The 23,113-nt window shown below is 68.4% G+C and carries 23 protein-coding genes and 1 tRNA gene; 8 read left to right on the top strand and 16 right to left on the bottom strand.

Annotated features, from left to right (window positions below):
* Nucleotides 1-38: 38 nt before the first annotated feature.
* A complete protein-coding gene (locus tag G9C83_RS08305; RefSeq protein ID WP_167245620.1) occupies nt 39-1,199 on the top strand; it encodes an acyl-CoA dehydrogenase family protein in 1,161 nt (386 codons plus the stop codon).
* Here G9C83_RS08305 and G9C83_RS08300 read toward each other — a convergent pair whose 3' ends face one another.
* Entirely contained in the window at nt 1,200-2,159 is a 960-nt protein-coding gene (locus G9C83_RS08300; RefSeq protein ID WP_167245619.1) for a D-2-hydroxyacid dehydrogenase, read from the bottom strand. It lies immediately after the preceding gene.
* A gap of 45 nt (nt 2,160-2,204) precedes the next feature.
* Nucleotides 2,205-3,455: an MFS transporter gene (locus G9C83_RS08295; protein ID WP_167245618.1), complete on the bottom strand. Its 1,251-nt coding sequence runs from the start codon at nt 3,453-3,455 to the stop codon at nt 2,205-2,207.
* Nucleotides 3,456-3,580: 125 nt separating this feature from the next.
* On the opposite strand from G9C83_RS08295, the gene G9C83_RS08290 reads away from it, so the two are divergent.
* The 3 genes from G9C83_RS08290 to G9C83_RS08280 all read left to right on the top strand — a co-directional run bounded on the left by G9C83_RS08290 (nt 3,581) and on the right by G9C83_RS08280 (nt 6,802).
* Nucleotides 3,581-4,357, top strand: a complete 777-nt coding sequence (locus G9C83_RS08290) for an IclR family transcriptional regulator (protein WP_167245617.1) — start codon at nt 3,581-3,583, stop codon at nt 4,355-4,357.
* Between the two features lie 275 nt (nt 4,358-4,632).
* Nucleotides 4,633-5,676, top strand: coding sequence for a mannonate dehydratase (locus tag G9C83_RS08285; protein WP_243837925.1), 1,044 nt, complete (start codon nt 4,633-4,635; stop codon nt 5,674-5,676).
* Nucleotides 5,677-6,247: 571 nt separating this feature from the next.
* Nucleotides 6,248-6,802 carry a DoxX family protein gene (locus G9C83_RS08280; protein WP_167245616.1) on the top strand — a complete coding sequence of 185 codons (555 nt, stop codon included), beginning with the start codon at nt 6,248-6,250 and terminating at the stop codon, nt 6,800-6,802.
* Between the two features lie 16 nt (nt 6,803-6,818).
* On the opposite strand, the gene G9C83_RS08275 is transcribed toward G9C83_RS08280, so the two are convergent.
* From G9C83_RS08275 to G9C83_RS08240, 8 genes are all read right to left on the bottom strand, one after another.
* Nucleotides 6,819-7,031: a hypothetical protein gene (locus G9C83_RS08275; RefSeq protein WP_167245615.1), complete on the bottom strand. Its 213-nt coding sequence runs from the start codon at nt 7,029-7,031 to the stop codon at nt 6,819-6,821.
* A 50-nt stretch (nt 7,032-7,081) separates the two neighbouring features.
* Entirely contained in the window at nt 7,082-7,549 is a 468-nt protein-coding gene (locus G9C83_RS08270) for a universal stress protein (RefSeq protein WP_167245614.1), read from the bottom strand.
* Nucleotides 7,549-9,243: a cation acetate symporter gene (locus G9C83_RS08265; protein WP_167245613.1), complete on the bottom strand. Its 1,695-nt coding sequence runs from the start codon at nt 9,241-9,243 to the stop codon at nt 7,549-7,551. The genes G9C83_RS08270 and G9C83_RS08265 overlap by 1 nt, the downstream gene beginning before the upstream one ends.
* Nucleotides 9,240-9,647, bottom strand: a complete 408-nt coding sequence (locus G9C83_RS08260) for a DUF4212 domain-containing protein (RefSeq protein WP_167245612.1) — start codon at nt 9,645-9,647, stop codon at nt 9,240-9,242. The genes G9C83_RS08265 and G9C83_RS08260 overlap by 4 nt, the downstream gene beginning before the upstream one ends.
* A 71-nt stretch (nt 9,648-9,718) precedes the next feature.
* Nucleotides 9,719-11,716, bottom strand: coding sequence for an acetate--CoA ligase (gene acs / locus G9C83_RS08255; protein WP_167245611.1), 1,998 nt, complete (start codon nt 11,714-11,716; stop codon nt 9,719-9,721).
* 208 nt (nt 11,717-11,924) lie between these two features.
* Nucleotides 11,925-13,718 carry a bacterio-opsin activator domain-containing protein gene (locus tag G9C83_RS08250; protein ID WP_167245610.1) on the bottom strand — a complete coding sequence of 598 codons (1,794 nt, stop codon included), beginning with the start codon at nt 13,716-13,718 and terminating at the stop codon, nt 11,925-11,927.
* 127 nt (nt 13,719-13,845) lie between these two features.
* Entirely contained in the window at nt 13,846-15,798 is a 1,953-nt protein-coding gene (acs, locus tag G9C83_RS08245; protein WP_167245609.1) for an acetate--CoA ligase, read from the bottom strand.
* 160 nt (nt 15,799-15,958) lie between these two features.
* Nucleotides 15,959-16,381, bottom strand: a complete 423-nt coding sequence (locus tag G9C83_RS08240) for an NUDIX domain-containing protein (RefSeq protein WP_167245608.1) — start codon at nt 16,379-16,381, stop codon at nt 15,959-15,961.
* A 173-nt stretch (nt 16,382-16,554) separates the two neighbouring features.
* On the opposite strand from G9C83_RS08240, the gene G9C83_RS16160 reads away from it, so the two are divergent.
* Together G9C83_RS16160 and G9C83_RS08235 are read left to right on the top strand one after the other, a co-directional pair.
* Nucleotides 16,555-16,680 carry a hypothetical protein gene (locus tag G9C83_RS16160; RefSeq protein WP_279587145.1) on the top strand — a complete coding sequence of 42 codons (126 nt, stop codon included), beginning with the start codon at nt 16,555-16,557 and terminating at the stop codon, nt 16,678-16,680.
* A 159-nt stretch (nt 16,681-16,839) separates the two neighbouring features.
* Nucleotides 16,840-17,181: a hypothetical protein gene (locus tag G9C83_RS08235; RefSeq protein ID WP_167245607.1), complete on the top strand. Its 342-nt coding sequence runs from the start codon at nt 16,840-16,842 to the stop codon at nt 17,179-17,181.
* A 3-nt stretch (nt 17,182-17,184) separates the two neighbouring features.
* On the opposite strand, the gene G9C83_RS08230 is transcribed toward G9C83_RS08235, so the two are convergent.
* Nucleotides 17,185-18,897, bottom strand: coding sequence for a hypothetical protein (locus G9C83_RS08230; RefSeq protein ID WP_167245606.1), 1,713 nt, complete (start codon nt 18,895-18,897; stop codon nt 17,185-17,187).
* A gap of 52 nt (nt 18,898-18,949) precedes the next feature.
* Nucleotides 18,950-19,774, bottom strand: coding sequence for an RNA ligase family protein (locus G9C83_RS08225; RefSeq protein ID WP_167245605.1), 825 nt, complete (start codon nt 19,772-19,774; stop codon nt 18,950-18,952).
* A gap of 134 nt (nt 19,775-19,908) precedes the next feature.
* On the opposite strand from G9C83_RS08225, the gene G9C83_RS08220 reads away from it, so the two are divergent.
* On the top strand, nt 19,909-20,109 hold the full coding sequence (locus G9C83_RS08220) for a hypothetical protein (RefSeq protein ID WP_167245604.1): 201 nt from the start codon (nt 19,909-19,911) through the stop codon (nt 20,107-20,109).
* Between the two features lie 51 nt (nt 20,110-20,160).
* Here G9C83_RS08220 and G9C83_RS08215 read toward each other — a convergent pair whose 3' ends face one another.
* Together G9C83_RS08215 and G9C83_RS08210 are read right to left on the bottom strand one after the other, a co-directional pair.
* Complete coding sequence (locus G9C83_RS08215) at nt 20,161-20,787, bottom strand: class II aldolase/adducin family protein (RefSeq protein WP_167245603.1); 627 nt, start codon at nt 20,785-20,787, stop codon at nt 20,161-20,163.
* Nucleotides 20,787-21,485, bottom strand: coding sequence for an HAD family hydrolase (locus G9C83_RS08210; protein ID WP_167245709.1), 699 nt, complete (start codon nt 21,483-21,485; stop codon nt 20,787-20,789). Before G9C83_RS08210 ends, G9C83_RS08215 begins: the two co-directional genes overlap by 1 nt.
* A gap of 218 nt (nt 21,486-21,703) precedes the next feature.
* On the opposite strand from G9C83_RS08210, the gene G9C83_RS08205 reads away from it, so the two are divergent.
* The gene (locus G9C83_RS08205; protein WP_167245602.1) at nt 21,704-22,267 is read left to right on the top strand and encodes a GNAT family N-acetyltransferase; all 564 of its coding nucleotides are present in this window, start codon (nt 21,704-21,706) and stop codon (nt 22,265-22,267) included.
* Nucleotides 22,268-22,453: 186 nt separating this feature from the next.
* Here G9C83_RS08205 and G9C83_RS08200 read toward each other — a convergent pair whose 3' ends face one another.
* Together G9C83_RS08200 and G9C83_RS08195 are read right to left on the bottom strand one after the other, a co-directional pair.
* A complete protein-coding gene (locus G9C83_RS08200; RefSeq protein ID WP_167245601.1) occupies nt 22,454-22,771 on the bottom strand; it encodes a DNA-directed RNA polymerase subunit M in 318 nt (105 codons plus the stop codon).
* A 245-nt stretch (nt 22,772-23,016) separates the two neighbouring features.
* Nucleotides 23,017-23,091, bottom strand: a tRNA-Glu gene (locus tag G9C83_RS08195).
* Nucleotides 23,092-23,113: the final 22 nt, after the last annotated feature.

Here is a 23,113-nt window from a genome sequence, read left to right as displayed (position 1 = left end):
AGTAGGGTTATTTATTGGTGGGGGCGTTACGGCGAGGTATGCTCGACTACTTCGACTTAGAGTCGTCGCTGACCGAGGAGGAGCGGATGCTCGTCGACGCCGCGCGCTCGTTCATCGACGGCGAGGTGGAGGACATCGGCCAGCACTGGATCGACGGGACGTTCCCCGAGGAGATCATTCCGAAGATGGGGGAGATGGGGTTCTACGCGCCGAACCTCGAGGGCTACGGCCTGCCGAACGTCAGCGAGACCGCGTACGGCCTGCTGATGCGCGAACTGGAGGCCTGCGACTCGGGGCTGCGCTCGATGGCGAGCGTGCAGGGCGCGCTCGTGATGTACCCGATTCACGCGTTCGGCAGCGACGAGCAGAAAGACGAGTGGCTGCCGAAACTCGGCGCCGGCGAGGCCGTGGGCTGCTTCGGCCTCACGGAGCCCGAGCACGGCTCGAACCCCTCGGCGATGGAGACGCGCGCCGAGAAGGACGGCGACGAGTACGTCCTGAACGGCTCGAAGACGTGGATCACGAACTCCCCCATCTCTGACGTCGCGGTCGTCTGGGCGAAAGACCATAGCGAGGACGACACGCCCGTCCGCGGGTTCCTCGTGGAGACCGACCGCGACGGCGTCACCACGAACAAGATCGACGAGAAGCTCAGCCTGCGCGCGTCCATCACGGGCGAGATCAGCCTGCAGGACGTCCGCATCCCCGAGGAGAACCGCCTGCCCGGCGTCTCCGGGATGAAGGGGCCGCTGTCGTGTCTCACGCAGGCCCGCTACGGCATCGCCTGGGGCGCGATCGGCGCCGCCCAGGACTGCTTCGAGACCGCACGGCAGTACGCGACAGACCGCGAGCAGTTCGGCAAGCCCATCGGCGGCTTCCAGATGCAACAGCAGAAGCTCGCGGAGATGGCGACCCAGATCACGCTCGCGCAGCTGCTCGCCCACCGGCTCGCGGAACTCAAGGAGGAGGGGGAGATGCGCCCCCAGCACGTCTCGATGGCCAAGCGCAACAACGTCCGGATGGCCCGCGACCAGTCCCGCATCGCCCGCGAGATGCTCGGCGGCAACGGCATCACCGCGGACTACTCGCCGATGCGCCACATGGCGAACATGGAGACCGTCTACACGTACGAGGGCACCCACGACATCCACACGCTCATCATCGGCGAGGACCTCACCGGGCTGCAGGCCTATCAGTAGTCAGACGACCTGATTCCTGAGGTCGCTGTACTCGCCCGTCTCCGCGACGTTCGCCAGATTCTCCACGAGGATGTCCGCGCGGCGCTCCCAGTATTTGGGCGTGTGGCCGGCGACGTGCGGCGTGAGGAAGACGTTCTCGAACCCCCAGAGGTCGTGGTCGCTCGGCAGCGGCTCGGGGTCGGTGACGTCGAGGCCGGCGCCGTGGATCTTGTTCCCGCGCACCGCCGCGACGAGCGCGGCCGTGTCGACGACGCCGCCGCGCGCGACGTTCACGACGACGGCGTCCGTCGGCAGCGCGTCGAATTCCGTCTCGCCCACGAGTCCCTCGGTCGTCTCCGTGAGCGGGCACGCGAGCACGAGCACGTCCGTCTCCGGGAGGACGTCTGGCAGGTCGTCGTAGCCGACCACTTCGTCCGTTGGACCGCCCTTCGAGACGGTGTGGCGGACGCCGACGGTGTCGACGTCGAAGCCGTCGAAGCGCTGGACGACCGCCTCGCCGATGGCGCCGAGGCCGACGACGGTGACGGTGCTGCCCGCGAGCTCGGTGAACGACTGGAAGCGCCGCCACTCGCGGCGCTCCTGCCGCCGCCGCCCCTCGTCGAGTCGGCGTGCGAACGTGAGCACCCAGCCGATGACGTGCTCGGCGATGTTCGGACCGTGGACGCCAGAGGCGTTCGTGACGGCGACGCCGCGTTCGGCGAGCTCGTCCAGCGGGAGGTGGTCGACGCCCGCGGAGTTGCACGCGAACAGCCGGAGGTTCTCCGCGGCTTCCAATTCTTCGACGCTGATTTCCTTGCCCGCGACGACGGTGGCCTCTGCGATTAGGTCGCGTCGCTCGTCGGGCGTCGACGCGAGGTGGACGGTGTAGTCGGGGAGGCGCCTGTCGAGGAGGTCGGCGTAGTCGGCGGCCGGGATGCCGTGGGCGTCGTGGTCGAGCACCGCGACGTCTGTCTGCGTCATGCTCCGAGCATCGCGGGGGGCGGACAAAGTTCCCGGGGTCCCGACTCAGTCGTCCATGCGAATCGGCGGCGCCGCGCTCATCGCGAGCAGGCAGACGATGCCCGTGCCCGCGCCGAGCAGCCCCGTGCCGATGCCGACCGCGCGTACGGCCTCCTCGAAGCCGAGGTAGGCGGTGGCGACCGCGATGGCGGCGCCCATCAGAATCGGCGTCGCGGTCGCCGCGGCGCGGCCGCTGCCCTCGCTCAGGCTGACGAGGCCGCCGCGCAGCTCGGGCGGCGCGAGTGTGGTGATGACGCTGCGGTAGATGGAGAGCACGAGCCCGAAGCCGACGCCCATGAACACCACGCCGACGCCCGCAACGAGCAGGGACGGCGCGAGGAAGACGAGCGCGAGTCCCAGCCCCATCGACGCGTTCGTCGCGAGCAGCGGGTAGAGGCGGTCGTCGAAGAGGTCGGCGATGCGGCCGGCCTGGGAGGCCGCGAGCGCGTACGTGAGGCTCGCGAGTGCCGCGAGCAGCCCCGCCTGGGCGGGCGTGCCCCCGAGCACGTCCACGACGAGGATGGAGTTGTACGTGAGGAAGCCGAACCACGCGAGGTTCGCGGAGCCGCGGGCGATGACCATCGTCCACGCGCGCCGGTGAGCGACGAGCGTGCGCAGGTCCGCGAGCTGCTCGCGGAAGCCCGCCTCCGAGTCGTCGTCAGCGGTCGAGTCGAGGGGCTCCTCGAAGGCGACGTAGACGACGGCCGCGATGGGGAACGCGACGGCGTACAGGAGGAACGGGTACTGCCACGCGAAGCCGACGAGCACGCCCGCGGCGAGCGGGAACACCGTCTGGGAGAGCCCCGAGCCGGAGAACCGCAGCCCCTGGGCGGTGGCCTCCTTGGTGCCGGTGTAGAGGTCGCCGAGGCTGGTGATGATGATGGGCGTGAGCGCGGCGAAGCCGACGCCCTGCAGGAAGCGGAGCGCGAGCGCGGCCTCGAACGTCGAGACGAGCGCGATCGCCGTGCCGGTGAGCCCGAACCACAGCAGTCCGAAGATGAGTACCGGGCGGCGGCCGTACCGGTCCGAGACGACGCCCGCGATGGGGATGACGAAGATGGCGGGCGCGGTGAACGCGGACATCAGGAGGCCGACGTTCGCCGTCGTCGCGCCAAGCGGCTCGACCAGCGAGCCCAGCACCGGGGAGAGCAGCGCGGTGCCCAGCGGCGGGAGGACGTTGATGAGCAGCAGCAACTGGAACGGACGCTCCGCTAGGATTCCCGAGTCCTCACCCGCTATCGACGACGGTGTGACCACACCTGAGACTCGCGCGTCGCTGAATTAAAAGTATCCTTGGGGGAGAACCGTGCGCCCGAACGTGGGCCGGGTAGCCGTTCGACTCCGTCGAATGATTTTTGTCGGTGGAAGGGCACCGCCCGTCCATGAACGAACCGAACGGGGCCGCTCCGACCGACTCGGTGCAGACGGCGCGCACGATGTTCGACATCGTCGAATACATCACGGACGAGCAGGGCACGTCGCTGGCGGACCTCGCGGCGGACCTCGACTACGCGAAGAGCACTGTCCACCGGCACTTGCGGACGCTCGAAGACCTGGAGTACGTCGTCGAGCGCGACGACGGCTACTACGTCGGCCTCCAGTTCCTCGACGTCGGCGTGACCGCGCGCAACAGCTACCGGGGGTACGACCTCGTCCGGGAGAAGGTCGAGGAGATCGCCGAGGAGACCGGCGAGCGCGCACAGTTCTTCGTCGAGGAACACGGGATGGCGGTGTACCTCGCGCGCTCGGTCGGCGACCACGCGGTCCGGACCGACCCCGGTATCGGGAGTCGCATCCCGCTGTACGCGGCCTCGGCCGGCAAGGCGATTCTCTCCGAACTCCCCGAGCCGGAGCTATTCGACATGCTCGAACGCATGTCCTTCGAGCCCGTGACCGAGCACACGATCACCGACCCCGAGGAACTGCGCGAGGAACTCGAAGTAGTCCGCGAGCGTGGCTACGCGTTCAACCGCGAGGAGTCGCTCCAGGGTACGCACGCCGCCGGCGTCCCCATCTGCGACCCGGACGGCGACGTCATCGGCGGCCTCAGCGTCACCGGCCCCAGCCACCGGCTGAAGGGCGAGCGCTTCGAGGAAGCGCTCCCGGACCTCCTGCTCGGCGCGGCGAACGAACTCGAACTCAACATCGCGCACTCGTAACCCGCCGGATTCCGGTCATTTCCGTCCGCGTGTCAACCTCGTCGAAGCTAGGCCGTGTCTACCCGTAGCGTAATCAGGACATTCGAGTATGTCGAACGCACATGTCCGGCCTCGCTCCGTTTCTATCTGAACTGGGACCACCTCCAGAGACAAGAAATAACAGTCGTACTTTTGTTATTATTTCGATGTGGTCAGGTCACTCCGTGCGTTCGCTCGGTCGGAGCCGGCGGGGGCCCGGCTAAACCTTTAACCGACGGACCTGCCTTCGGTGAGTTATGGCATCCAGGAACGACGGCGAGGACTCACACGAGGCCGTCCAGGCCGACCCGAAGACGATGCGCGTCGCTATCGGCACGTACAAGCCCGCGACTGAGGACTTCCTGCGGTTCGCCGCCCAGCTCGGCGTCGACGACGTGCTGCTCACACCCCACCGCCACGAGGGGTTCGACTCGGCGCTCCCGCTCGGCGAGGCGTGGTCCGAGGCCGAACTCGTCGACCTGCGGGACCGGGCGAACGACGCCGGCCTCCGGCTGTACGGCGTCGAGAAGATGCCGGTCCCCCTCTACGAGATCCTCCTGAACGACGGCGACCGTCAGGCCCAACTCGACGTCGTCACGGAGACCATCCGGAACATGGGCGCGGCGGGCATCCACGTGCTCGGGTACAGCGGCCACCCGCCCGACGGCGCGGTCCGCACCACGCGCGAGCACTCGATCCGCGGCGACGCGAAGGCCTCGGCGTTCTATATCGACGACTTCGACGAGGACTCCCGCAGCGGCCCCGACCGCGAAGTCACGGAGGAAGAGATGTGGGAGCGCTACGAGGAGTTCCTCCACGAGGTCGTCCCCGTCGCTGAGGAAGCGGGCGTGAAACTCGGCGTCCACCCCAGCGACCCGCCCGTCGAACAGCTGTTCGGGATTCCGCTCCTGTTCCGGAACCGCGAGAACTTCGAGCGCGCGCTCGACGTCCACCCCAGCGACAACCACGGCCTCAAACTCGGGATGGGCTGCTGGTCGGAGATGGGCGAGGACCTCCCCGACGTCATCCGGCACTTCGGCGGCGACGACATCGTCTACGCGCACTTCCGGGACGTCGTCGGCACCGTCCCCGAGTTCCACGAGACGTTCGTCGACGACGAGGCCGGAAACTTCGACGAGTACGAGGTCGTGAAGGCCCTCGACGAGGTCGGGTTCACGGGCGTGATGACTCCGGACCACGTCCCGCTGATGGAGGGCGAGACCGACTGGGAGTTCGGCAGCACGCTCGGCCGCTCGTACACGGTCGGCTACCTCAAGGGGATGCTGAAGTCCCTCGAATAGGGCTCACCCGCCCGCCACGCAGTATAGTCCAACATCTGGTATTTTCCGCGTAGCATATCCATAGTTATGCGAAATCGCGGGGGCTAGTTCGAGCATACCCACTGGCTGCGCGAGCTAACTCGTCCCGGACTGCGGACGGCGCTCGGATAGATTCCGAAGTCGTGAACTCGGGCATGAGGGACAGTTTGAAGCAGTGTAGCTAGGTGGAATATCTACCTATTGACGGTGTATCGTCGTCTCTGAACTCCAGAACGACAACCGAACTGCGTGCGAGATCTCGAACTCGGAGCGAGTCCTCTCGCACCCGCTTTGCCACCTGTGGCCGAGCTGTCGGACCGCCGGCCGCCCACTCCTCGATCCGGCAGAGCGCTCCAGTCGGGATCTATATAATTTATACACACTGTATCGATATCTGGTAATTCGTAGGTCTTCCGGCGACTGTGCGAGAACTTTCGGGGGCCGACGCGCGCGTGAATGAATCGCGAGAAACCAGATTCGGCGTGTAGTCCTCCAATATCCCGAGAACCAGCCATTGTTTTAATGGGGGTGGGGAGTTTGGTTTCAAACACTCATGTCCACCCGAGAACACAGACTCGAGAGCACGGTCGGCGGCTTCACGGCCACCGGGAAACTCCACTCGCTGAGCGTCTGGTTCATCCTCGCGCTCCGGCTGATGATGGGCGTCGCGTTCCTCTGGAGCGGCGCCGACAAAGTGCTGTCCGGCAGCTTCAGCGCCGCCGGCTACCTGCAGAACGCGCCGCCCGCGAACGGCAGTCCGGTCGCGGACCTCTTCGTCGCGATGGGCGAGACGCCGTGGTTCGTCGACTTCGTGAACGTCGCCGTCCCGTGGGGAGAAGTCCTCATCGGCCTCGGCCTCATCGTGGGCCTCCTGACCCGCCTCGCGGCGTTCTGGGGCGCGTTCATGATGCTCATGTTCTACCTCGGCAACTGGGACGTCGCCCACGGCTACATCAACGGCGACTTCGCGTACATGCTCGTGTTCCTCTCCGTGGCGGCGTTCGGCGCCGGGCGCATCCTCGGGCTGGACTCCTACGTCGAGAACTACGACGTCGGCGGCGAGACGCTCGTCGAGCGTTACCCCTGGATGCGGTACATCCTCGGGTGAAAAAACGGCGGTCGGGCTACTGTTCTTTCGCGAGCTTCAGCGAGTAGACGAACCCGAAGTAGGCGACGACGCCGGCCGCGAGCGCGCCGTAGTACACCAGCTGGGGCGCGTCGAACGTCTCGAACAGCAGCGAGACGATCGTCACCCACCCGACGGCGAACACCATGTCGAACAGCATGCCGTCGTGGTGTTCGACGACGTGGTCGCGGATGGCGTTGAGGACGCTCACCGGTCGGCCCCCGTCGCCGTCTGTTTTGTCGTCGCGTTCATATCGGTGTCTCAGTCCTCGTTGTCTCCGCTGGCGTCGACGACCAGCACCGGTAGCCGGGTGCGACGCAGCACTTTCTCGGCGACGCTGCCGAGGACGACGCGGGAGAGCCCGGAGCGCCCGTGACTCCCCATCACGACGAGGTCGACGTCGTTGTCCTCGACGAACTTCCGGATGGCGCGCGCGGGCTCGCCGGCGGTGACGTGCTCCTCGACGGGCACGCCGTGGTCGCCGGCGATGCGGGCGACGTAGCCGGTCGCCTCGTCGGCTTTCTCGCGCACCTCTGGCATCTCGTCGAGCTTTCCGCGGCGGATGCGCTCGACCTGCTCGGTGCCGAGCGCGAGGTTCGTGGCGTCGATGTCGAAGACGTACAGCGCGTGTACGGTCGCGTCGTACTTCTCTGCGAGGTCGACGGCCTGGTCGACCGCGCTGCGGGATGCCGCACTACCGTCCGTCGGAACGAGGATGTTGTCGTACATTAGTCGTCAGAGCTCACTGCGTCTTCGGCGCTCTGCTGCTTGCGCATCGGCTCGGGGCTGTGGCACTGCCGGACCATCTTCTTGGTCTCCATGTCCGGCTCGGACGTTACCAGCGAGACGGCGATAGTCACCGCGAACACGATCGGCACCGCGACGAGCGCGGAGCCGATTGCGGGCACCCACTGCGCGATGGCCGCGGACAGCACGCCGTTGGCGTTCGTCGCGCCGCTGAAGAAGCCGTACGCCGGTAGCACTTCGTTGATCATCGGGATCGCCCAGATGGTGAGCCCGGTGGTCATGCCCGCGAGGGCGCCCTGGCGGTTCGTGTTCTCCCACCAGAGCCCGAGGAAGAACATCGGGAACAGCACGGCGCCGGCCAGCGAGAACGCGTACGACACGAGCGCCGCGATGGGCGCCGCGGGGTCGAGCGCGGCGAGCGTCGTGATGACGCCGAGCGCGACGATGCTGAGGCGGCCGACGAGCACCTGCTGGCGCTGCGTGGCGTCCTCGTTGATGATGTTCGCGTAGATGTCGTGGGAGATCGCCGACGAGCCCGCGATGAACAGGCCGGCGACCGTCGCGATGGCGGCCGCGATGCCGCCGGCCGCGACGAGGCCGACGAACCACGTCGGGAGGTTCGACAGCTGCGCGGCGAGCACGACGATGACGTCACCGGCGGCGGTCGTCATGCCGGGGTCGCCGTACACCGGACCGATGTTCTCTGCGTAGAGGTCGGTACCGAACGCCGCGAGCGCGGGCGACCCGAGGTACAGCAGGAGGATGAAGCCGAGCCCCCAGACGGTCGACCAGCGGGCGGTGCGCTCGTTCTCCACGGTGTAGAACCGCACGAGCACGTGTGGCAACCCACACGTCCCCACGACGAGTGAGAACGCGGTGGCTATCCAGAGGTAGAAGCCGCCGTTGACGAACGGCTCACTGAACTCGCTGGCCAACTGGCTGAACATCGCGCCGTACTCGATCTGCGGGAGCACGGTCGAGTAGCCGTTGACGAACCCGACGACGTACACCGCCGAGAGGAACGCCAGGATGAGGATGACGTACTGGACGGCCATGTTCTTCGTCGCGCCGAGCATCCCCGAGAGCGTGAGGTACCCGACCGTGATGGCCATCATGAGGACGACCATCGACTGGTAGCCGGAGAGCCCGGGGAGGCCGATGTCGCCGAAGATGTAGAGGCCGACGAGGCCCATGCCGCGGGCCTGCCCGATGGCGTACACGAACCCGATGAGGAACGTGGTGACCGCGGCGATGGCGCGCGCGGTGTCGGAGTTGAAGCGGTCGCCGACGAAGTCCGGCGCGGTGTACTTCCCGAACCGCCGCATCTGGGCGGCCATGAAGATGAGCAGGATGAAGTACCCGGTCGACCAGCCGACGACGAACGAGAGCCCGTAGAACCCGGACGTGGCGATGAGCGCCGCCATGCCGAGATAGGACGCCGCGGACATCCAGTTCGCGCCGATGGCCATGCCGTTCTCGACGTTCCCGATGGAGCGCCCGGCGACCCACATGCCCTCGGTGTCGGCGACCTTGAACACGTAGCCGATGACGAGGAACAGCAGCAGCATCGCCGTCACCATGACGGCGGGCAGCGCCTTGAACGAGACGTTCAGCCCCTCGGGGAGGAGGCCGGACTGTGCGACCGCGCTGCCCGCGACTGAGAATACGTCCGTCATTCGGAGACCCCTCCGTCAGTCCCGTGGTCGATGCCGTACTTCTCGTCTAGGGCGTCGCGCTTGCGCGCGTACCAGAACGCGAGAATCAGCGCGCCGCCGGGCGCGCCGATGGCGACGAGGAAGTAGTGCAGCGGGAAGCCGATGATCGGCATCGTCGTCGTCATCACGCCGGGGGCGACCGCCGTCGCGGTCACCGGGCCGAAGACGATGACCGCCCAGACGACGAACCCCGTCCAGATGACGCGGAGGTGGTCGCGCATGAACGGCGTGCTCGGCTGCAGCAGGTTCACTTCGGACGTGAGATAGTCCGTGCTCTCCTGTGACTGGCGCCTGCCAGCCACCGCGCCGCCGTCCGGTTCGGCGGTCGACGCGTCGGTCGTGTCTTGCGTGTCGTTGTCTGTCATAGTTTGCGGTGTGTCGTTGTAGTCAGTGTGTCGTCTCAGTGAGTGTGTCAGTGCGAAAACGAAGTGCGTGGTTAGTCGTCGGAGACCTTCGCCTGGATGTCCTCGACGACGTCGGGGTTCCGCAGCGTCGACGTGTTGCCGAGCTCCTCGCCGTTGGCGATGTCCTCGAGCAGCCGACGCATGATCTTCCCGGACCGGGTCTTCGGCAGCTCCGACGTGAACACGACTTCCTCCGGGCGCGCGATGGGGCCGATGGCGTCCTCGACACCGGCGACGATGCGCTCGCGGAGGTCCTCGTCTCCGTCGTAGCCGTCCTCCGTGATGACGTACGCGTAGACGGCTTCACCCTTGATGTCGTGGTCGCCGCCGACGACGGCGGCTTCCGCGACGCCCTCGACGCCGACGATGGCGGACTCGATCTCCATCGTCCCGAGGCGGTGCCCGGAGACGTTGACGACGTCGTCGACGCGCCCGAGCACGGTGATGTAGCCGTCCTCGTCGATCTTCGCGCCGTCTTCGGGGAAGTACACCCAGTCCTCGGAGTCACTGCTGTCCGTGTCCGAGTACTCGGTCCAGTACTCGTCGACGAAGCGCTCGTCGTTGTCGTACAGCGTCCGCAGCATCCCGGGCCACGGGTTGTCGATCGTGAGGTAGCCGGCCTCGCCGGCGCTGATCTTCTCGCCCGTGGTGTCGACGATGTTCGCGTCGATGCCCGGGAGCGGCGGGCCCGCGGAGCCGGGTTTCATGTCGCCGACGCCGGGCAGGGTGGTCACCATCATGCCGCCGGTCTCGGTCTGCCACCACGTGTCTACCACCGGACAGTCCTCGTCACCGATGTGGGTGTAGTACCACTTCCACGCGCGCGGGTTGATGGGTTCGCCGACCGTCCCCAGCAGCCGCAGGCTCGAGAGGTCGTGCTGGTCGGGGTACTGCTTGCCCCACTTCATGAACGCGCGAATCGCCGTGGGCGCGGTGTACAGCTGGGTGACGTCGTAGTCCTCGACGATCTCCCAGAGGCGGTCCTTCTCGGGGTAGTCCGGGGTGCCCTCGTACATCACGGAGGTGGTGCCGAGCGCGAGCGGTCCGTAGACGATGTACGAGTGGCCGGTGATCCAGCCGATGTCGGCCGAACACCAGTACGTGTCCTCGGGCTTGATGTCCAGGACGGCGTGGCTCGTCCACGCCGCGTACGACAGATACCCGCCCGTCGTGTGCTTGACGCCCTTCGGCTTCCCGGTGGTCCCCGACGTGTACATCAGGAACAGCATGTCCTCGGCGTCCCGGGACACCGGCTCGACTTCGGCGCCCTCGTACTCCGCGACGAGGTCGTCGTAGTCGGTCTGGTTGTCCGCGAGGTCGTGGCCGAAGCCGTCGTCGCCGAGGCGGTCGACGACGAACACGTCGCTGACCTCGTGGTCGACGCCCTCGAGGCCCTCGTTGGCCTTGTCGAGGTGGTCGAGCGGGTCGCCGCGGCGGTAGTAGCCGTCGCAGGTCACGAGGTACTCCGAGTCCGCGGAGTTCATCCGGGTCGCGAGGGCGTCCGCGGAGAAGCCCGCGAAGACGACGGAGTGGGGCGCACCGATGCGCGCGCACGCCAACATGGCGATCGGGAGTTCCGGAATCATCGGCATGTAGAGGGTGACGATGTCGTCCTCCTCCACGCCGCGGTCCCGGAGCGCGGCCGCGAACTCCTCGACCTCGCGCTGGAGCTCCGAGTACGTGTAGGTCCGCGTCTCGTCGGTGGGTTCGCCTACCCACTCGATGGCTACTTCGTCGCCGCGGCCGTCCTCTACGTGCCGGTCGATGCAGTTGTAGCTCGCGTTCAGTTCGCCGCCAGTGAACCACTCGTAGAACGGGGGTTCGGAGTCGTCGAGGACGGTGTCGTACTCCTCGTCCCACGTGAGGTGGTCGGCGGCGCGCTCCCAGCACTCCGGCCAGTTCTCTTCGAACTCGTCGTAGATGCCGGGGTCGGAGACGTTCGCCTGCTCGACGAACGACTCCGGGGGCTCGAAGACCTCCCCCTCGGGGAGTCGGGCCTCGAGCTCCACGTCGGAATCTTGGTCGGACATATCCATCACAATCGTTTACGACATGCGTGTTAAGTACCGACGCTAATTATGCTAACACGGGCGGCGCTGGAAACGAACGACGAAACGCGCCGTAGGGGCGCTCCGACCGGAATATCCGTCTGCTAACTACTCAACAGTCCTGCCACAAAGTACTCGAAGGGCGACGGTCCATCGGCGGTCACTAAACAGTTAGCAACCCGACCACGAGCTAGTTCTCGGGCCACTCGGCGTCCGTGCGGCCGCCGTCCTCGGAGAAGAACGCCGTGAGGAGCTTCTGCTGGGCGCGTCGCAGGTGGTTGTGCAAGGTCGGGGACGTGATGCCGATGGCGTCCGCGAGCTCCTCGGCCGTGCTGCCGCGGGGCCACTCGAAGTAGCCGGCGTGGTAGGCCGCGCGCAGCACGGACGCCTGCTTGTCGGTCAACGATTCGTGGAGCGAGGCACGGAACGCCGGCGACGTCTCGTCCGGCTGGTCGCGTTCGCGCTTCGAAACGAGCTCCACGTCCGGGAACGCGTCCGAGACGTCGGCGACCAGCGCGCGCACGTCCGTGTCAGTGGTGACGTCCGCGACGACGCGCTGCTCGCTCGGCGTCGCTTCCAGCTCGCGCACGGACGCGCCGTGGTCGGTCAGCGCCTTCGCGAGGTCGGGGCCGGAGACGGCGAGCTCTAGCAGCGACTCGTCGCCGTAGTCCCTGACCAGCCGGCCGTCCGCGACCGCGGGCCGGTCTTCGGCCCACGACAGCACGGCCTCCGTGGGCGCGCCAGACAGGCGTACGAAGTACAGCAGGGAGTGTTCTTCGCCGGGAACGACGCCGTCCAGCTCGAACGTGCAGCCGTGCTCGGCGGCCGCTGCGGCGAACAGCGACCGCTCGCCCGTCGTCTCGAACGCCAGCTCCAGGACCGTGTCCGCGAGCAGGAGCTGGCGCTGCTGAACGACCGTGACGGTGCGGCCGACGCGCCGCCCGAGGTCTGCGAGCAGGTCGCGCTCGCGGTCCGAGAATTCGCCGTCGACGCCGACGCCGAGCACGCCGTACGTCGTCTCGCCGTCGTCGACCGGGACGACGGCGGCCGCGTCGAACCCCGCCGCGTCGGCGACCGCGCGCCAGTCCGCGAACGCCGCGTCGTCGCTGACGTCGTCGGTCGCGTGCACGCTCCCCGTGGAGAGCGCCTCGCCGACGGCGCCGCCCTCCGCGGTCACGTCGAGGGCTGCGTCCGCGCCAACGTGCGTCTCCGCGCGCAGCGTCCCGCCGCTGTACCGCGCTGTCCACGCGAACGCGTAGGCGTCGTCCTCGACGAGCGTCTCGCACGTCCGGCGCTCGACGCCGTCTCGGGTGGAGACGTCCGCGAGCGCGTCCCCGACGGCCCGCACGCTGTCGAACGCCGCGTCGAAGCGCGCGTCGCGGGCCGGCGCCGGTTCCTCGGTCTGGCGCGCCGGCGCGAGGTCGGTGTCCGCGAACGCGGCGGCGACGTCCGCTCGGTCCGCGTGGTCGACGAACGGGTCGAGGCTCGCGAGCCGCTCCCAGCCGCCGACCGCCGCGACCGCACGCGGGTCGACGCCCTCGGCGAGCACCTCGCGGGCGAAACGCCGGCGGAGCGTCCGCGTGGACGCGTCGCGCAGCGCGCGGTCGCCGGTGCGGTCGGCCGCGCGGTCGCCGACCTCCGAGACGACCATCTGGACGCGCCGCGGCGACACGTCTACGAGGCGCTCGTCGTCGTCGACACCGACCGTGCGGACGTACTGCCGCAGGTCGTGCTCGACGTCCGCGGGCAGGTACGCCTCGCGCGCGACGTCGCCGTCCTCGTCTCTGACCTGGAGGAAGTAGTGGTCGCCGTCCTCGTGCTCGTGGCTGGTGACGTCCGCGGGCCGCACGCGTGCGATTTCCGCGGGGCGAAGCCCGACCTCGCCCGCGAGCCGCACCACCAGCTCCTCGCGGTGGGTCTCCGTCGCTCGCCTGAGCCGCCGGTAGGAGTCCGCCGGCAGCGACTCCGTCGATTCGACTGCCATGTTTCGTGAACGGACGAGAACGCGAACCAAGAAACTTTCGTGAGAGGATTCTATCCGGTAGAGATAGTTAACTATCGCACCTATCCTTCCAGTAGTGTTTCGTGCTCGTGTAGGAAGTCGAAACTGGTCAGCCGCGGTCGGGGAGCGCGGACTCGAGTTCGCCGACGACCTCGGGGTTGCGGAGCGCACTGGTGTCGCCGAGGTCGTCGCCGTTGGCGATGTCCTCGAGCAGCCGACGCATGATCTTCCCGGACCGGGTCTTCGGCAGCTCCGACGTGAACACGACCACGTCGGGGACCGCGATGGGACCGATGGCGTCCTCGACGGCGCCCGCGATGCGCTCGCGGAGCGCGCCCTCGTCCTCCTCGGTGGCGCTGACGTACGCGTACACCGCCTGCCCCTTCAGGTCGTGCGGGCCGCTGACGACCGCGGCCTCGGCGACCCCCGAGACGTCCGCGATGGCGGACTCGATCTCCATCGTCCCGAAGCGGTGCCCGGAGACGTTGATGACGTCGTCGACGCGCCCGAGCACGGTGATGTAGCCGTCCTCGTCGACGGTCGCGCTGTCCTCCGTGAAGTACGCCCAGTCGTAGTCCGAGAGGTCCGGGACCACGGAGGCGTGCTCGGCGAACCAGTCCTCGTGCTCGACCATCGACAGCGGCATCCCCGGCCACGGGCCCGTGAGCGCGAGGTAGCCCGTCTCTCCGGGCTCGACCGGCTCGCCGTCGATGTCCACGACGCGCGCGTCGACACCCGGGAGCGGTTGGCCCGCCGACCCCGGCTTCATGTCGTCCACTGCGGGCAGCGTCGAGACCATCATGCCGCCGGTCTCGGTCTGCCACCACGTGTCTACCACCGGACAGTCCTCGTCACCGATGTGGGTGTAGTACCACTTCCACGCGCGCGGGTTGATGGGTTCGCCGACCGTCCCCAGCAGCCGCAGGCTCGAGAGGTCGTGGCTGCCCGGGTGCTCCTCGCCCCACTTCATGAACGCGCGGATCGCGGTCGGGGCCGTGTAGAAGACGTCGACGGCGTTGCGCTCGATGAGCTCCCAGACGCGGTCCTTCTCCGGGTGGTCCGGGGTGCCCTCGTACAGCATCGTCGTCGTGCCGAGTGCGAGCGGTCCGTACACCGTGTACGAGTGGCCGGTGATCCAGCCGATGTCGGCCGAACACCAGTGCGTGTCCTCGGGCTTGATGTCCAGGACGGCGTGGCTCGTCCACGCCGCGTACGACAAGTAGCCGCCCGTCGTGTGCCGTACTCCGGTCGGCTCACCGGTCGTCCCAGAGGTGTAGATGAGGAACAGCTGGTCCGTGGCGTCCCGCTCGACGGGCTCGACCGTCTCGCCGCGGTGCTCGGTGACGAGTTCGCCGTAGTCGTACTCGTCGTCGGCCAGCGGCGTGTCGTCTCCCAGGCGGTCGACGACCACCGTCGCCTCCACGCCGTCGTCGAGGGCCATCGCCGCGTTGTCCGCCTTGTTCTTCTGGTGGACGGGCGCGCCGCGGCGGTAGTAGCCGTCGCAGGTCACGAGGTACTCCGAGTCGGCGTCCTCCATGCGGGTCGCGAGGGCGTCCGCGGAGAAGCCCGCGAAGACGACGGAGTGGGGCGCGCCGATGCGCGCGCACGCCAACATGGCGACCGGGAGCTCCGGAACGACGGGCATGTAGAGGGTGACGATGTCGTCCTCCTCGACACCCAGTCCCCGGAGCGCGGCCGCGAACTCGTTGACCTCCCGGTAGAGGTCCAGGTACGAGTACGACCGCGACTCGCCGAGCCGGCCCTCCCAGGTCAACGCGACCTGGTTCTTGCGCTCGTCGAGGTGGCGGTCGACGCAGTTGTAGCTCGCGTTCAGTCGCCCGCCCTCGAACCACCGGAACGGCGGGCCGTCCTCGGTGAGGACGGTGTCGTAGTCGGTGCTCCAGTCCAGGAGGTCGGCGGCGCGCTCCCAGCACGCCGGGTGCTCGCGCTCGAAGTTCTCGCGGACGTCCGCGTCGGCGACGTTCGCCTGCTCGACGAACGACGCCGGCGGTACGACCGGCTCGTCGGCGACCGCGCTATGCCACGACTCGTCGCCCGGCATTCGTATGGAATCTACGGCTTCCCGAGAATAAACGTTCGCCCTACCACCCCCCGGAGAGGGAGTGACACGACGGTCCCGAGTTGCGACATCGAGCCGATCTGGACGGCAGACCGACGGGGCCGCGAACGCATCAACGGCGGCGTCTGAGACTCACTCGCCGTCACTCCGCTTCGACGGCGGCTTCGCGAGCAGCTATCGCGGCGTCGACGGCGGCCGCCTGTGGGTCGCTGAGTCGCCGGCAGGCGTCCGCGGGCGGCAGCCACTCGTGGTCGTCGTGTTCGGGAGACAGCGACACCGTTCGGTCGTCGGCCCGGCAGTAGTAGTAGACCGCGAAGCGGCCGTCGCCGTCGTCGTTGTGCCAGGCGAGCGTGTCCACCGGCGTCACCACGTCGGCGTCGAGAGCGGTTTCTTCGCGGATCTCCCGCCACACGCCGGCGCGGGCGGTCTCGTCGCTGTCGAGGCGACCGCCGGGGAGCTCCCAGCCGCCGTCCGAGTCACGCCGAACGACGAGGACGTCACCGTCGACCGGCGAGAAGAGGACGCCGCGCTGGGTGACCGTCGCTCGCAGCGGTTCGTCAGTCATTAGACACGAATCCGGGTGCGCGCTTCATCAATCTACTGCCGCCGTTGTTTCGCGAGCGCGCAGTAGACGGCCGTGTGAACGCGGGCCAAACGTCAACAAAACTTATTGTACCGGACGGAGATTGACAAGTCGAACGGCTCGGAGCGACCGAGCCACCCCCGGGTGACACACCGATGACCGCACCACTCCACGCGCCGGACGCCCGCTCCAGCAGCGGACCGTCCGCCGGGGCGCTCGTGGGGGTCGCGGTCTCGGGGTATCGCCCGAACGCGCAGTCCGCGTCCGCCCTCGCCGCGTGAAGCGGCGTCGAACCACGGGGAGGACGCGGCTGCCGTCGACCTCTCGGCGGCGACTGCGCGAACTTCTCGTGGCTCCGAGTGGCGAGCGCGGGCTGTCGCTCCCGACAGCCCGTGGCCGCCGGCCCTGCCGGCGCCGAGTTCGACTCTCGGCGGGAGCCTATGGCAACTGCCAGCCAGGAGGTCCGCCTCGTCGCGGACCTCACGATGCACGTACCGCGCGACGCAGCCGGCGACCTGGAGTGCGGCGCTGCGACCGTCCTCGAAGGTGTCGGCGCCGTCGTGGCCGTCGAGTCGGTCGACGTCACGGACCTCCGCCCGCGGCTGAACGACCTCCAGATCGACGCGACCGCGACCGTCGCCGTCGACGCGCCCGCAGACGAGGACGGCGAGGAAGCGGCCCGCGACGCGTTAGCCGACGGGTTCGGCATCGACGAGGTCGAGCGCGTACGCGTCGACCACGCACAGGGAGGTGCCGAGACGCCCGTCTTAGAACACGGTTAACAGTCAGCGGTAGCGCGGGTCACTGTCGCGGCCCGGCGCGCCGGGGTCGTCGGCGGGCGGGTCGCCCCGCTCGTCCGGCAGCACGCCGGGGTCGGCGCTCCCGACCGCTGTCGGGTCCGGTTCCGTGAGGAAGTCGTGGAGGTCCGGGATGTCCGCGAGGCTCGGCCCCGCGTCCGGCGCGGGACGGAGCGGCTGCGGGCGCGCGTCGACTGTTCGCCCGCCCGACTCGCTCGCGGACTCCGTTTCTCCGCTCTCGACGTCGTCCAGCTTGTCCTGGATGCGCGCGACCGAGCGCTCGAACCCGACCGCTTCGTAGCGGTCGAGGGCGGCCTCCAGGTGCGCGAGTCGGTCGTCGTCGCCGTCCGCAATAATGGCCCGGCGCTCGTGGCGCTGCCCGACGAGGTGGTCGCGCATCTCCGCGAACCGGTCCTCGGGGACGCCCTGTTCGCGGAGGTCGTCGAGGGCGTCGTCGAGAACGCGAATCGCCGCCTCGTGGTCGCTGCGGGCGGACAGCTGGTTCGACCGGACGATAGCGCGGCTGTACGTCGGCTCCCACGCGTCGAGGAACGAGTGCGACTCGGCGACCTCGCGGGCGGCCTCGAAGTTCGCGAGCGCGAGCGCGTGGTTGCGCTTGCTGCGGTGGCGGTGAGCGGCCGCGCGAGCGCGCTCGTACTTCGCGTGACTCGCCACCCACTCCAGGTCGATCGTCTGGGCTGCTGCAGCCGCGCCCTCGTGGAGGAGTTCGTCGGTCCGGGAGTCCGAGCGACCGACTTCGCCCGTCCAGTAGAGCGCGTTCGCGAGCACGTACGCGAACGTCGGGAACGCTTCGCTCGCCGCGGGGAGGACGGCGTCCCGCCACGCCGCGCCGCGGTCCCAGTAGTCCGCGCGCTCGGCGGCGGCCTTCGCGTCCTCGAAGTCGGCGTGGTCGGTGTTCGCGGCGCGCCGCGCGGCCGCCTGCTTCGCGTCCGGGACGCCCGACGTGCGGGCGACCTGCGCGAGGTAGGCCGCGAGGAAGCGGCCGTCGTCGCGCTCGGCGAGCAGCACCAGGTCGTAGCCGAGGTCGTCGAGGAAGCGCCGCGTCTCGCCGGCGGAGTCGTGTGCGACCGCGGTTACGTCAGCGAGCGCGTCGAGAACGTTCACGTCGCCGATGGCGTCGACTGCGTCCAGCCCGTCGACGAGCGCCTCGAACTCCTCGTCGGTGTCGACTCGCAGGCCCGCGTCCGTCGTCGCCGCGGTCCGCACGAAGTCGTAGCGAGTCGCGTGAATCGCGTCGGAGGCGTGATCGCTCGCACCCGCGACCGCGTCTGCGAGCGCGACGAACCCCTCGACGTCGAGGAACGGCCCGCACGCGAACAGGATCGAGACGGCGGAGTCGAACGCGGAGAGCACGTCCCGTGCCGCACCCGCGTTTCCGTCGACGGACCCGTCGAGTCGGTCGTCGAAATCGGGGCCAGGGAGGCGGACGAACGCGCTCTCGTCGCCGGTTCGGAGTCGAACTCGCGCGAGTCCTGCGCCGTCTGTGACGGTGGCCCACAGCGTTCCGTTCTCCCACTCCGTCTCGCAGTTATCGGTGGCGACGACGCCGAAGTCGACGTCGGCGGAGAGCGTGTAGCGCCGCTGTCGGTCGCTGTCTGCGAGCTCGTGGTCGCCGACGACGCGCGTGACGGTGACCGATGCATCACCGAGCGGGCGGTCCCAGCGGAAGCGACGCGTCATCAGGCCAGCGTAGGCGCCCGGACGGCTTCAGGGCACGGATTCGCGGAGCGCGCTACCGCCCGTCCAGCAGGCGACGCGTGCGGTCGGCCGCCGCGGCCTGGAACGCCTCGACGTCGACGCCGGCGTCGTCGGCGAACACCCGGGCGTACTCCTCGCGGGCGAGGAGTTCCAGCACGCGGTCGACCACCTCGTCGATAGCGGGCGGGTCGCCAGCAGCAGCGTCGCTCGCGCGTTCGACCCGAGCTTCCGTGACGAGTCGCTCGGCGAGGTCAGTTGGGTCGGTGTCGAACGCGACCGGGTCGGGCGAGTCGAGCGAGTCCGCGCGGAGAACTGCGCGGTCGCCGGTCTTGTTCCGCACGAGCACGCCGGCTGCCGAGCCGTCGCGGTAAGCGGAGTCCGGGATGTCGTAGGCCGCGGGGTCGAAGTCGACGCCGCGGACTTCCTTCGCGACGGCGGGCAGCGGCGCGAGCCCGAGCCGCTCGTAGAGCTGTTCGACGGCGTCCGGCGGGAGGAAACTGTCGTCCTCGGCGTGGTAGACGTCGAACCCGAGGAACCCCGGGAGCTCGGACCAGTCGTAGTCGAGGGGGTCCTGTCGGGTCGCGACGCCGTAGAAGACCGCGGACTCGACGTCGTCGAGGGCGGCGCGGAGGGGGTCGCGGTCGAAGCGCTCGCGCACGCACCTGACGGCGTACCGGTAGCCCGGCGGCACGTCGTCGGCGACGAAGACGCGCTCGCCGTCGCCGAAGCGGAGGAGTCCGGAGTCGCGCAACTGGACGCGGAGTAACCCCCCGTTAACCCACTCCTGGAGCCAGAGGTGGCCGTCGAGCAGCGACGGCGCCGCGTCGGAGACTGCCGGCAACGGCGGGAATTCACGCATTCAGTACCGGTATCGGCTGGCGCGCCGTAAGCGTTCGCCCGGCCTGTTCGTGGCCTGGTAGTAACCACTCCCTAACCACTTAGGCACACATCGGAAGAGGGTGGAGACACTAGGAACGGGTGAGGCAGAGTCCGATGGCGAGCAAGAACATCCAATCCGACGGCATCGTCGAACAGTGCCCGGACTGCCGGCGCGAACAGCCCCACGAGGTGTCCATCGACATCCTCACGGAGAGCGACGACGACCAGAACGCGGAGTTCTCTCGCGAGCCGTACCGCGTCGCGGAGTGCCGCGCCTGCGGCGCCACCACGAAGACCCGGATGAACAACGCGTGAGCGGAACCGACACGTCCCTCCTCCCTCTATCGACAACTCCTCCAGCGGCAGCTACTGGCCGTACGACTCGAACTTCGTCTCGACGGTCGCGAGCTGCTCCGCGGTGAGCTCGTCGGGTTCGCCGTGCTGGCGCGCCTGCAGGTAGACGCGACAGAGGTTCTCCACGACGAACGTGTTCTCGACGGCTTCCGCGAGGTCGTCGCCGGTGACGACGAGGCCGTGGTGGCCCAGGATACAGGCCCGCGAGTCCGCGGCCTCCATCTCCTCGACGACTAGCTCCGCGAGGTCGTCCGTGCCGTACGGCGCGTAGTCCGCCACGGGAACCTTCCGCCCGACGGCGGTGATCATGTAGTGGACGGGCGGGAGTTCCTCGCCGAGCACCGCGAGCGTCGTCGCCCACGTCGAGTGCGTGTGGACGATGGCGCCCGCGTCCAGCCGGCGGTAGATGCCGGTGTGCATCGGCACCTCGCTGGTCGGCTTCATGTCGCCGGCGACTACCTCGCCGTCCAGCGAGACCACGGGGACGTCCGCGGGGTCGAACCCGTCGTAGGGGACGCCTGTGGGGGTGGCGGCGAACTCGTCCTCGCGTCGAACACTCAGGTTGCCGGTGCGTCCGGGCGTCAGCTCCGCCAGCGACGGCGCGTAGTCGACGACCGCGACGCGTTCACGAGCGAGCATTACAGTACCACCTCTAAGACCTCGCGGAAAGCATCAATCTGGTGGTCGGGCCGCCGGTGCCCGGTCGCGTCTCCGGCGTCGCCGTTGAACAGCACGGTCGTCAGTCCCACCGCGTTCCCGCCCTCGATGTCGGTGTCCACGTCGTCGCCGACCATCACCGTCTCGCTCGGCCGCCGGTCGAGTTTCGCGAGCGGTAGCGTGAACATGTCGCTGGCGGGCTTCTCGCGCCCCGTCTCCTCGGAAGTCAACACTAAGTCGACGTCCGGTCCGATGCCGAGCGCGTCGATCTTCGCCAGCTGGATGCGCGTCGTGAGGTTGCTCACGATGGCGACGTCCACGCCAGCGTCCCGCAGGTCGGCGAGCGTCTCCCGGACGCCGTCGAACAGCGTCATCTCTTCGACGTACGCGTCCCAGTAGGCGTCGCCGAGCGCGAGCGCGTCCCGCGACTGGTGGGTCCCGGTGTGAATCTCCAGCGCGCGCTTGAAGTAGAGGAAGCGCTCGTGAGAGGACGCCGTCCCCGCGAGCTCGCGCTTGACCTCCCGGCGCCCCGCCGTGTAGAGGTCGTCGAACGCCTCCCGGGAGAGGTCGTAGTCGAGCTCGCGGGCCTCCCGAAGCGCCGCCGCTTTCCCGGCCTCGTTGCACTCCGGGTACGAGTAGAGCGTGTTGTCCAGATCGAAGAACACCGCCTCGTAGCGCATGCCCGAGGCTTCACCGGACAGCGTGTTAGCAGTCACGGTCCCTCCGTCGCTCGACGACCAGCAGCCGCGACCGCGGCGCGCTCGCGTTCCCAGAAAATTAGAATCGCCCGCGCGTTTTCCGGCCTCGGACCCGCTACTAGTATTCGAAGCACCGACGCGACGGCTTCGCGGCGACGCGACGACGTGGACGCCCGATGCGCGGCCAGCCCCACCCAACCATGACATCCTACACAACGCAGGCGACGGGTCCCACAGGCGGCGTCGACGCCGACGACGTCGGGCCGGCGACCGACCGCTTCCCGACCCCGCCAGAGACGTTCCGCGACGGGGAGGACAGACGCGTCGAGATTCGCACGAGCGGCCCCGACGACTTCGACGAACTGGCGTCGATGTACGCCGGGTTCGACGCGCAGAGTCGCGCGCAGGGTATCCCGCCCGCCGACGACCGGCGGCGACGCGAGTGGCTGGACACGCTGCTCGACGAGGGCACGAACGTCGCCGCCTGGCACGACGGGGCCCCGGTCGGCCACGCCGTCCTCGTCCCCATCGACGACGCGAAAGCCGAGCTCGCCATCTTCGTCGCGCCCGAATACCAGCTCGCCGGTATCGGCTCCCGACTGCTCCGGACGCTGCTCGGCCACGGCCGCAGCCGCGGCGTCGAGTGCGTCTGGCTCACCGTCGGACGGACCAACCGCGTCGCCAACAACCTCTACCAGTCCGTCGGCTTCCACACCGTCAACGGCGGCGCCGAACGCGAGATGGAACTCGATCTCTCCCGGTAGTTGCTAGCACGACTCCTGGATTCGGACGAGGTCCGTTGCTCGAACGGCCGGACTGGTAAGTAGGTGTGCGAGTCGGGTGTCTGGGGTTACCGAGAACCTCCACTCGAGACCGACTACCCCGGGAGTTGTGCGTCTGATGTGGCAGTCTGTGCGATATGTACGCGGCGGGGTTCGCGAGATGCGCCGTCAGGAGTCGCGCCACTTGTGGCCGCACTCGACGCAGGTGAACAGCCGAACCTCGTAGGAGCCGCCCGGCTTCGGGATCATCTCGTAGTGGGCGCGGTCGCTGTCGCAGTCGTCCGCCGGACAGGGCTCCTGCATCGTCTCGGTGGAATCCTGGGTCGCGTCGGCGACAGCGGGTGCTCCGTCGTCCCGCTGTCCATCCTTGGTCGTCATCTCCGCTTCTGCTTGCGAGTCCCGCGGCTCCTCGTTCCCGCAAGAGCGACACACCCACGTGTCGCCGTCCGTGCGCATCATCGAACCACACCCGTCGCAGAATTGCATACAAAGTAGGCGTACACGTTGTCGGATATATGCGTTAGCTTCCGATCCGTCGCGGCTTTCGGCAACTGCCCGAGTTGACGACGAATGCGCAGCGACACGTGCGTCGCTGCCCGGTGTGAGTAGCAGAGAAGTGCTCGGTCAGGGATTTGAACCGATACCAGACGTGCTCGCTCACTGCGTTCGCTGCGCGCGACTGGTAGGGTTCGAACCCTTCGCTGCGCGCTTTTCTCACTCCGTTCGAAAAGTGCTCGGTCAGGGATTTGAACCCTGGTCGTCGGCTCGAAAGGCCAACATGATTGGCCGGACTACACCAACCGAGCGACACTCGTTCGTACCCGGGAG

Origin of the sequence: Halobacterium sp. R2-5 (assembly GCF_011734195.1) — an archaeon.
Lineage (GTDB): Archaea > Halobacteriota > Halobacteria > Halobacteriales > Halobacteriaceae > Halobacterium.
The sequence above is the reverse complement of the archived record's forward strand: the minus strand, read 5'-3'. Positions and strand labels throughout refer to the sequence as shown.

Coding starts and splice junctions, on each gene's coding strand:
- G9C83_RS08305 (WP_167245620.1), top strand. CDS start 39: ATGCTCGACTACTTCGACTTAGAGTCGTCGCTGACCGAGGAGGAGCGG.
- G9C83_RS08300 (WP_167245619.1), bottom strand. CDS start 2,159: ATGACGCAGACAGACGTCGCGGTGCTCGACCACGACGCCCACGGCATC.
- G9C83_RS08290 (WP_167245617.1), top strand. CDS start 3,581: ATGAACGAACCGAACGGGGCCGCTCCGACCGACTCGGTGCAGACGGCG.
- G9C83_RS08285 (WP_243837925.1), top strand. CDS start 4,633: ATGGCATCCAGGAACGACGGCGAGGACTCACACGAGGCCGTCCAGGCC.
- G9C83_RS08280 (WP_167245616.1), top strand. CDS start 6,248: ATGTCCACCCGAGAACACAGACTCGAGAGCACGGTCGGCGGCTTCACG.
- G9C83_RS08270 (WP_167245614.1), bottom strand. CDS start 7,549: ATGTACGACAACATCCTCGTTCCGACGGACGGTAGTGCGGCATCCCGC.
- G9C83_RS08265 (WP_167245613.1), bottom strand. CDS start 9,243: ATGACGGACGTATTCTCAGTCGCGGGCAGCGCGGTCGCACAGTCCGGC.
- G9C83_RS08260 (WP_167245612.1), bottom strand. CDS start 9,647: ATGACAGACAACGACACGCAAGACACGACCGACGCGTCGACCGCCGAA.
- acs (WP_167245611.1), bottom strand. CDS start 11,716: ATGTCCGACCAAGATTCCGACGTGGAGCTCGAGGCCCGACTCCCCGAG.
- G9C83_RS08250 (WP_167245610.1), bottom strand. CDS start 13,718: ATGGCAGTCGAATCGACGGAGTCGCTGCCGGCGGACTCCTACCGGCGG.
- acs (WP_167245609.1), bottom strand. CDS start 15,798: ATGCCGGGCGACGAGTCGTGGCATAGCGCGGTCGCCGACGAGCCGGTC.
- G9C83_RS08240 (WP_167245608.1), bottom strand. CDS start 16,381: ATGACTGACGAACCGCTGCGAGCGACGGTCACCCAGCGCGGCGTCCTC.
- G9C83_RS16160 (WP_279587145.1), top strand. CDS start 16,555: ATGACCGCACCACTCCACGCGCCGGACGCCCGCTCCAGCAGCGGACCG.
- G9C83_RS08235 (WP_167245607.1), top strand. CDS start 16,840: ATGGCAACTGCCAGCCAGGAGGTCCGCCTCGTCGCGGACCTCACGATG.
- G9C83_RS08230 (WP_167245606.1), bottom strand. CDS start 18,897: ATGACGCGTCGCTTCCGCTGGGACCGCCCGCTCGGTGATGCATCGGTC.
- G9C83_RS08225 (WP_167245605.1), bottom strand. CDS start 19,774: ATGCGTGAATTCCCGCCGTTGCCGGCAGTCTCCGACGCGGCGCCGTCG.
- G9C83_RS08220 (WP_167245604.1), top strand. CDS start 19,909: ATGGCGAGCAAGAACATCCAATCCGACGGCATCGTCGAACAGTGCCCG.
- G9C83_RS08215 (WP_167245603.1), bottom strand. CDS start 20,787: ATGCTCGCTCGTGAACGCGTCGCGGTCGTCGACTACGCGCCGTCGCTG.
- G9C83_RS08210 (WP_167245709.1), bottom strand. CDS start 21,485: ATGCGCTACGAGGCGGTGTTCTTCGATCTGGACAACACGCTCTACTCG.
- G9C83_RS08205 (WP_167245602.1), top strand. CDS start 21,704: ATGACATCCTACACAACGCAGGCGACGGGTCCCACAGGCGGCGTCGAC.
- G9C83_RS08200 (WP_167245601.1), bottom strand. CDS start 22,771: ATGCAATTCTGCGACGGGTGTGGTTCGATGATGCGCACGGACGGCGAC.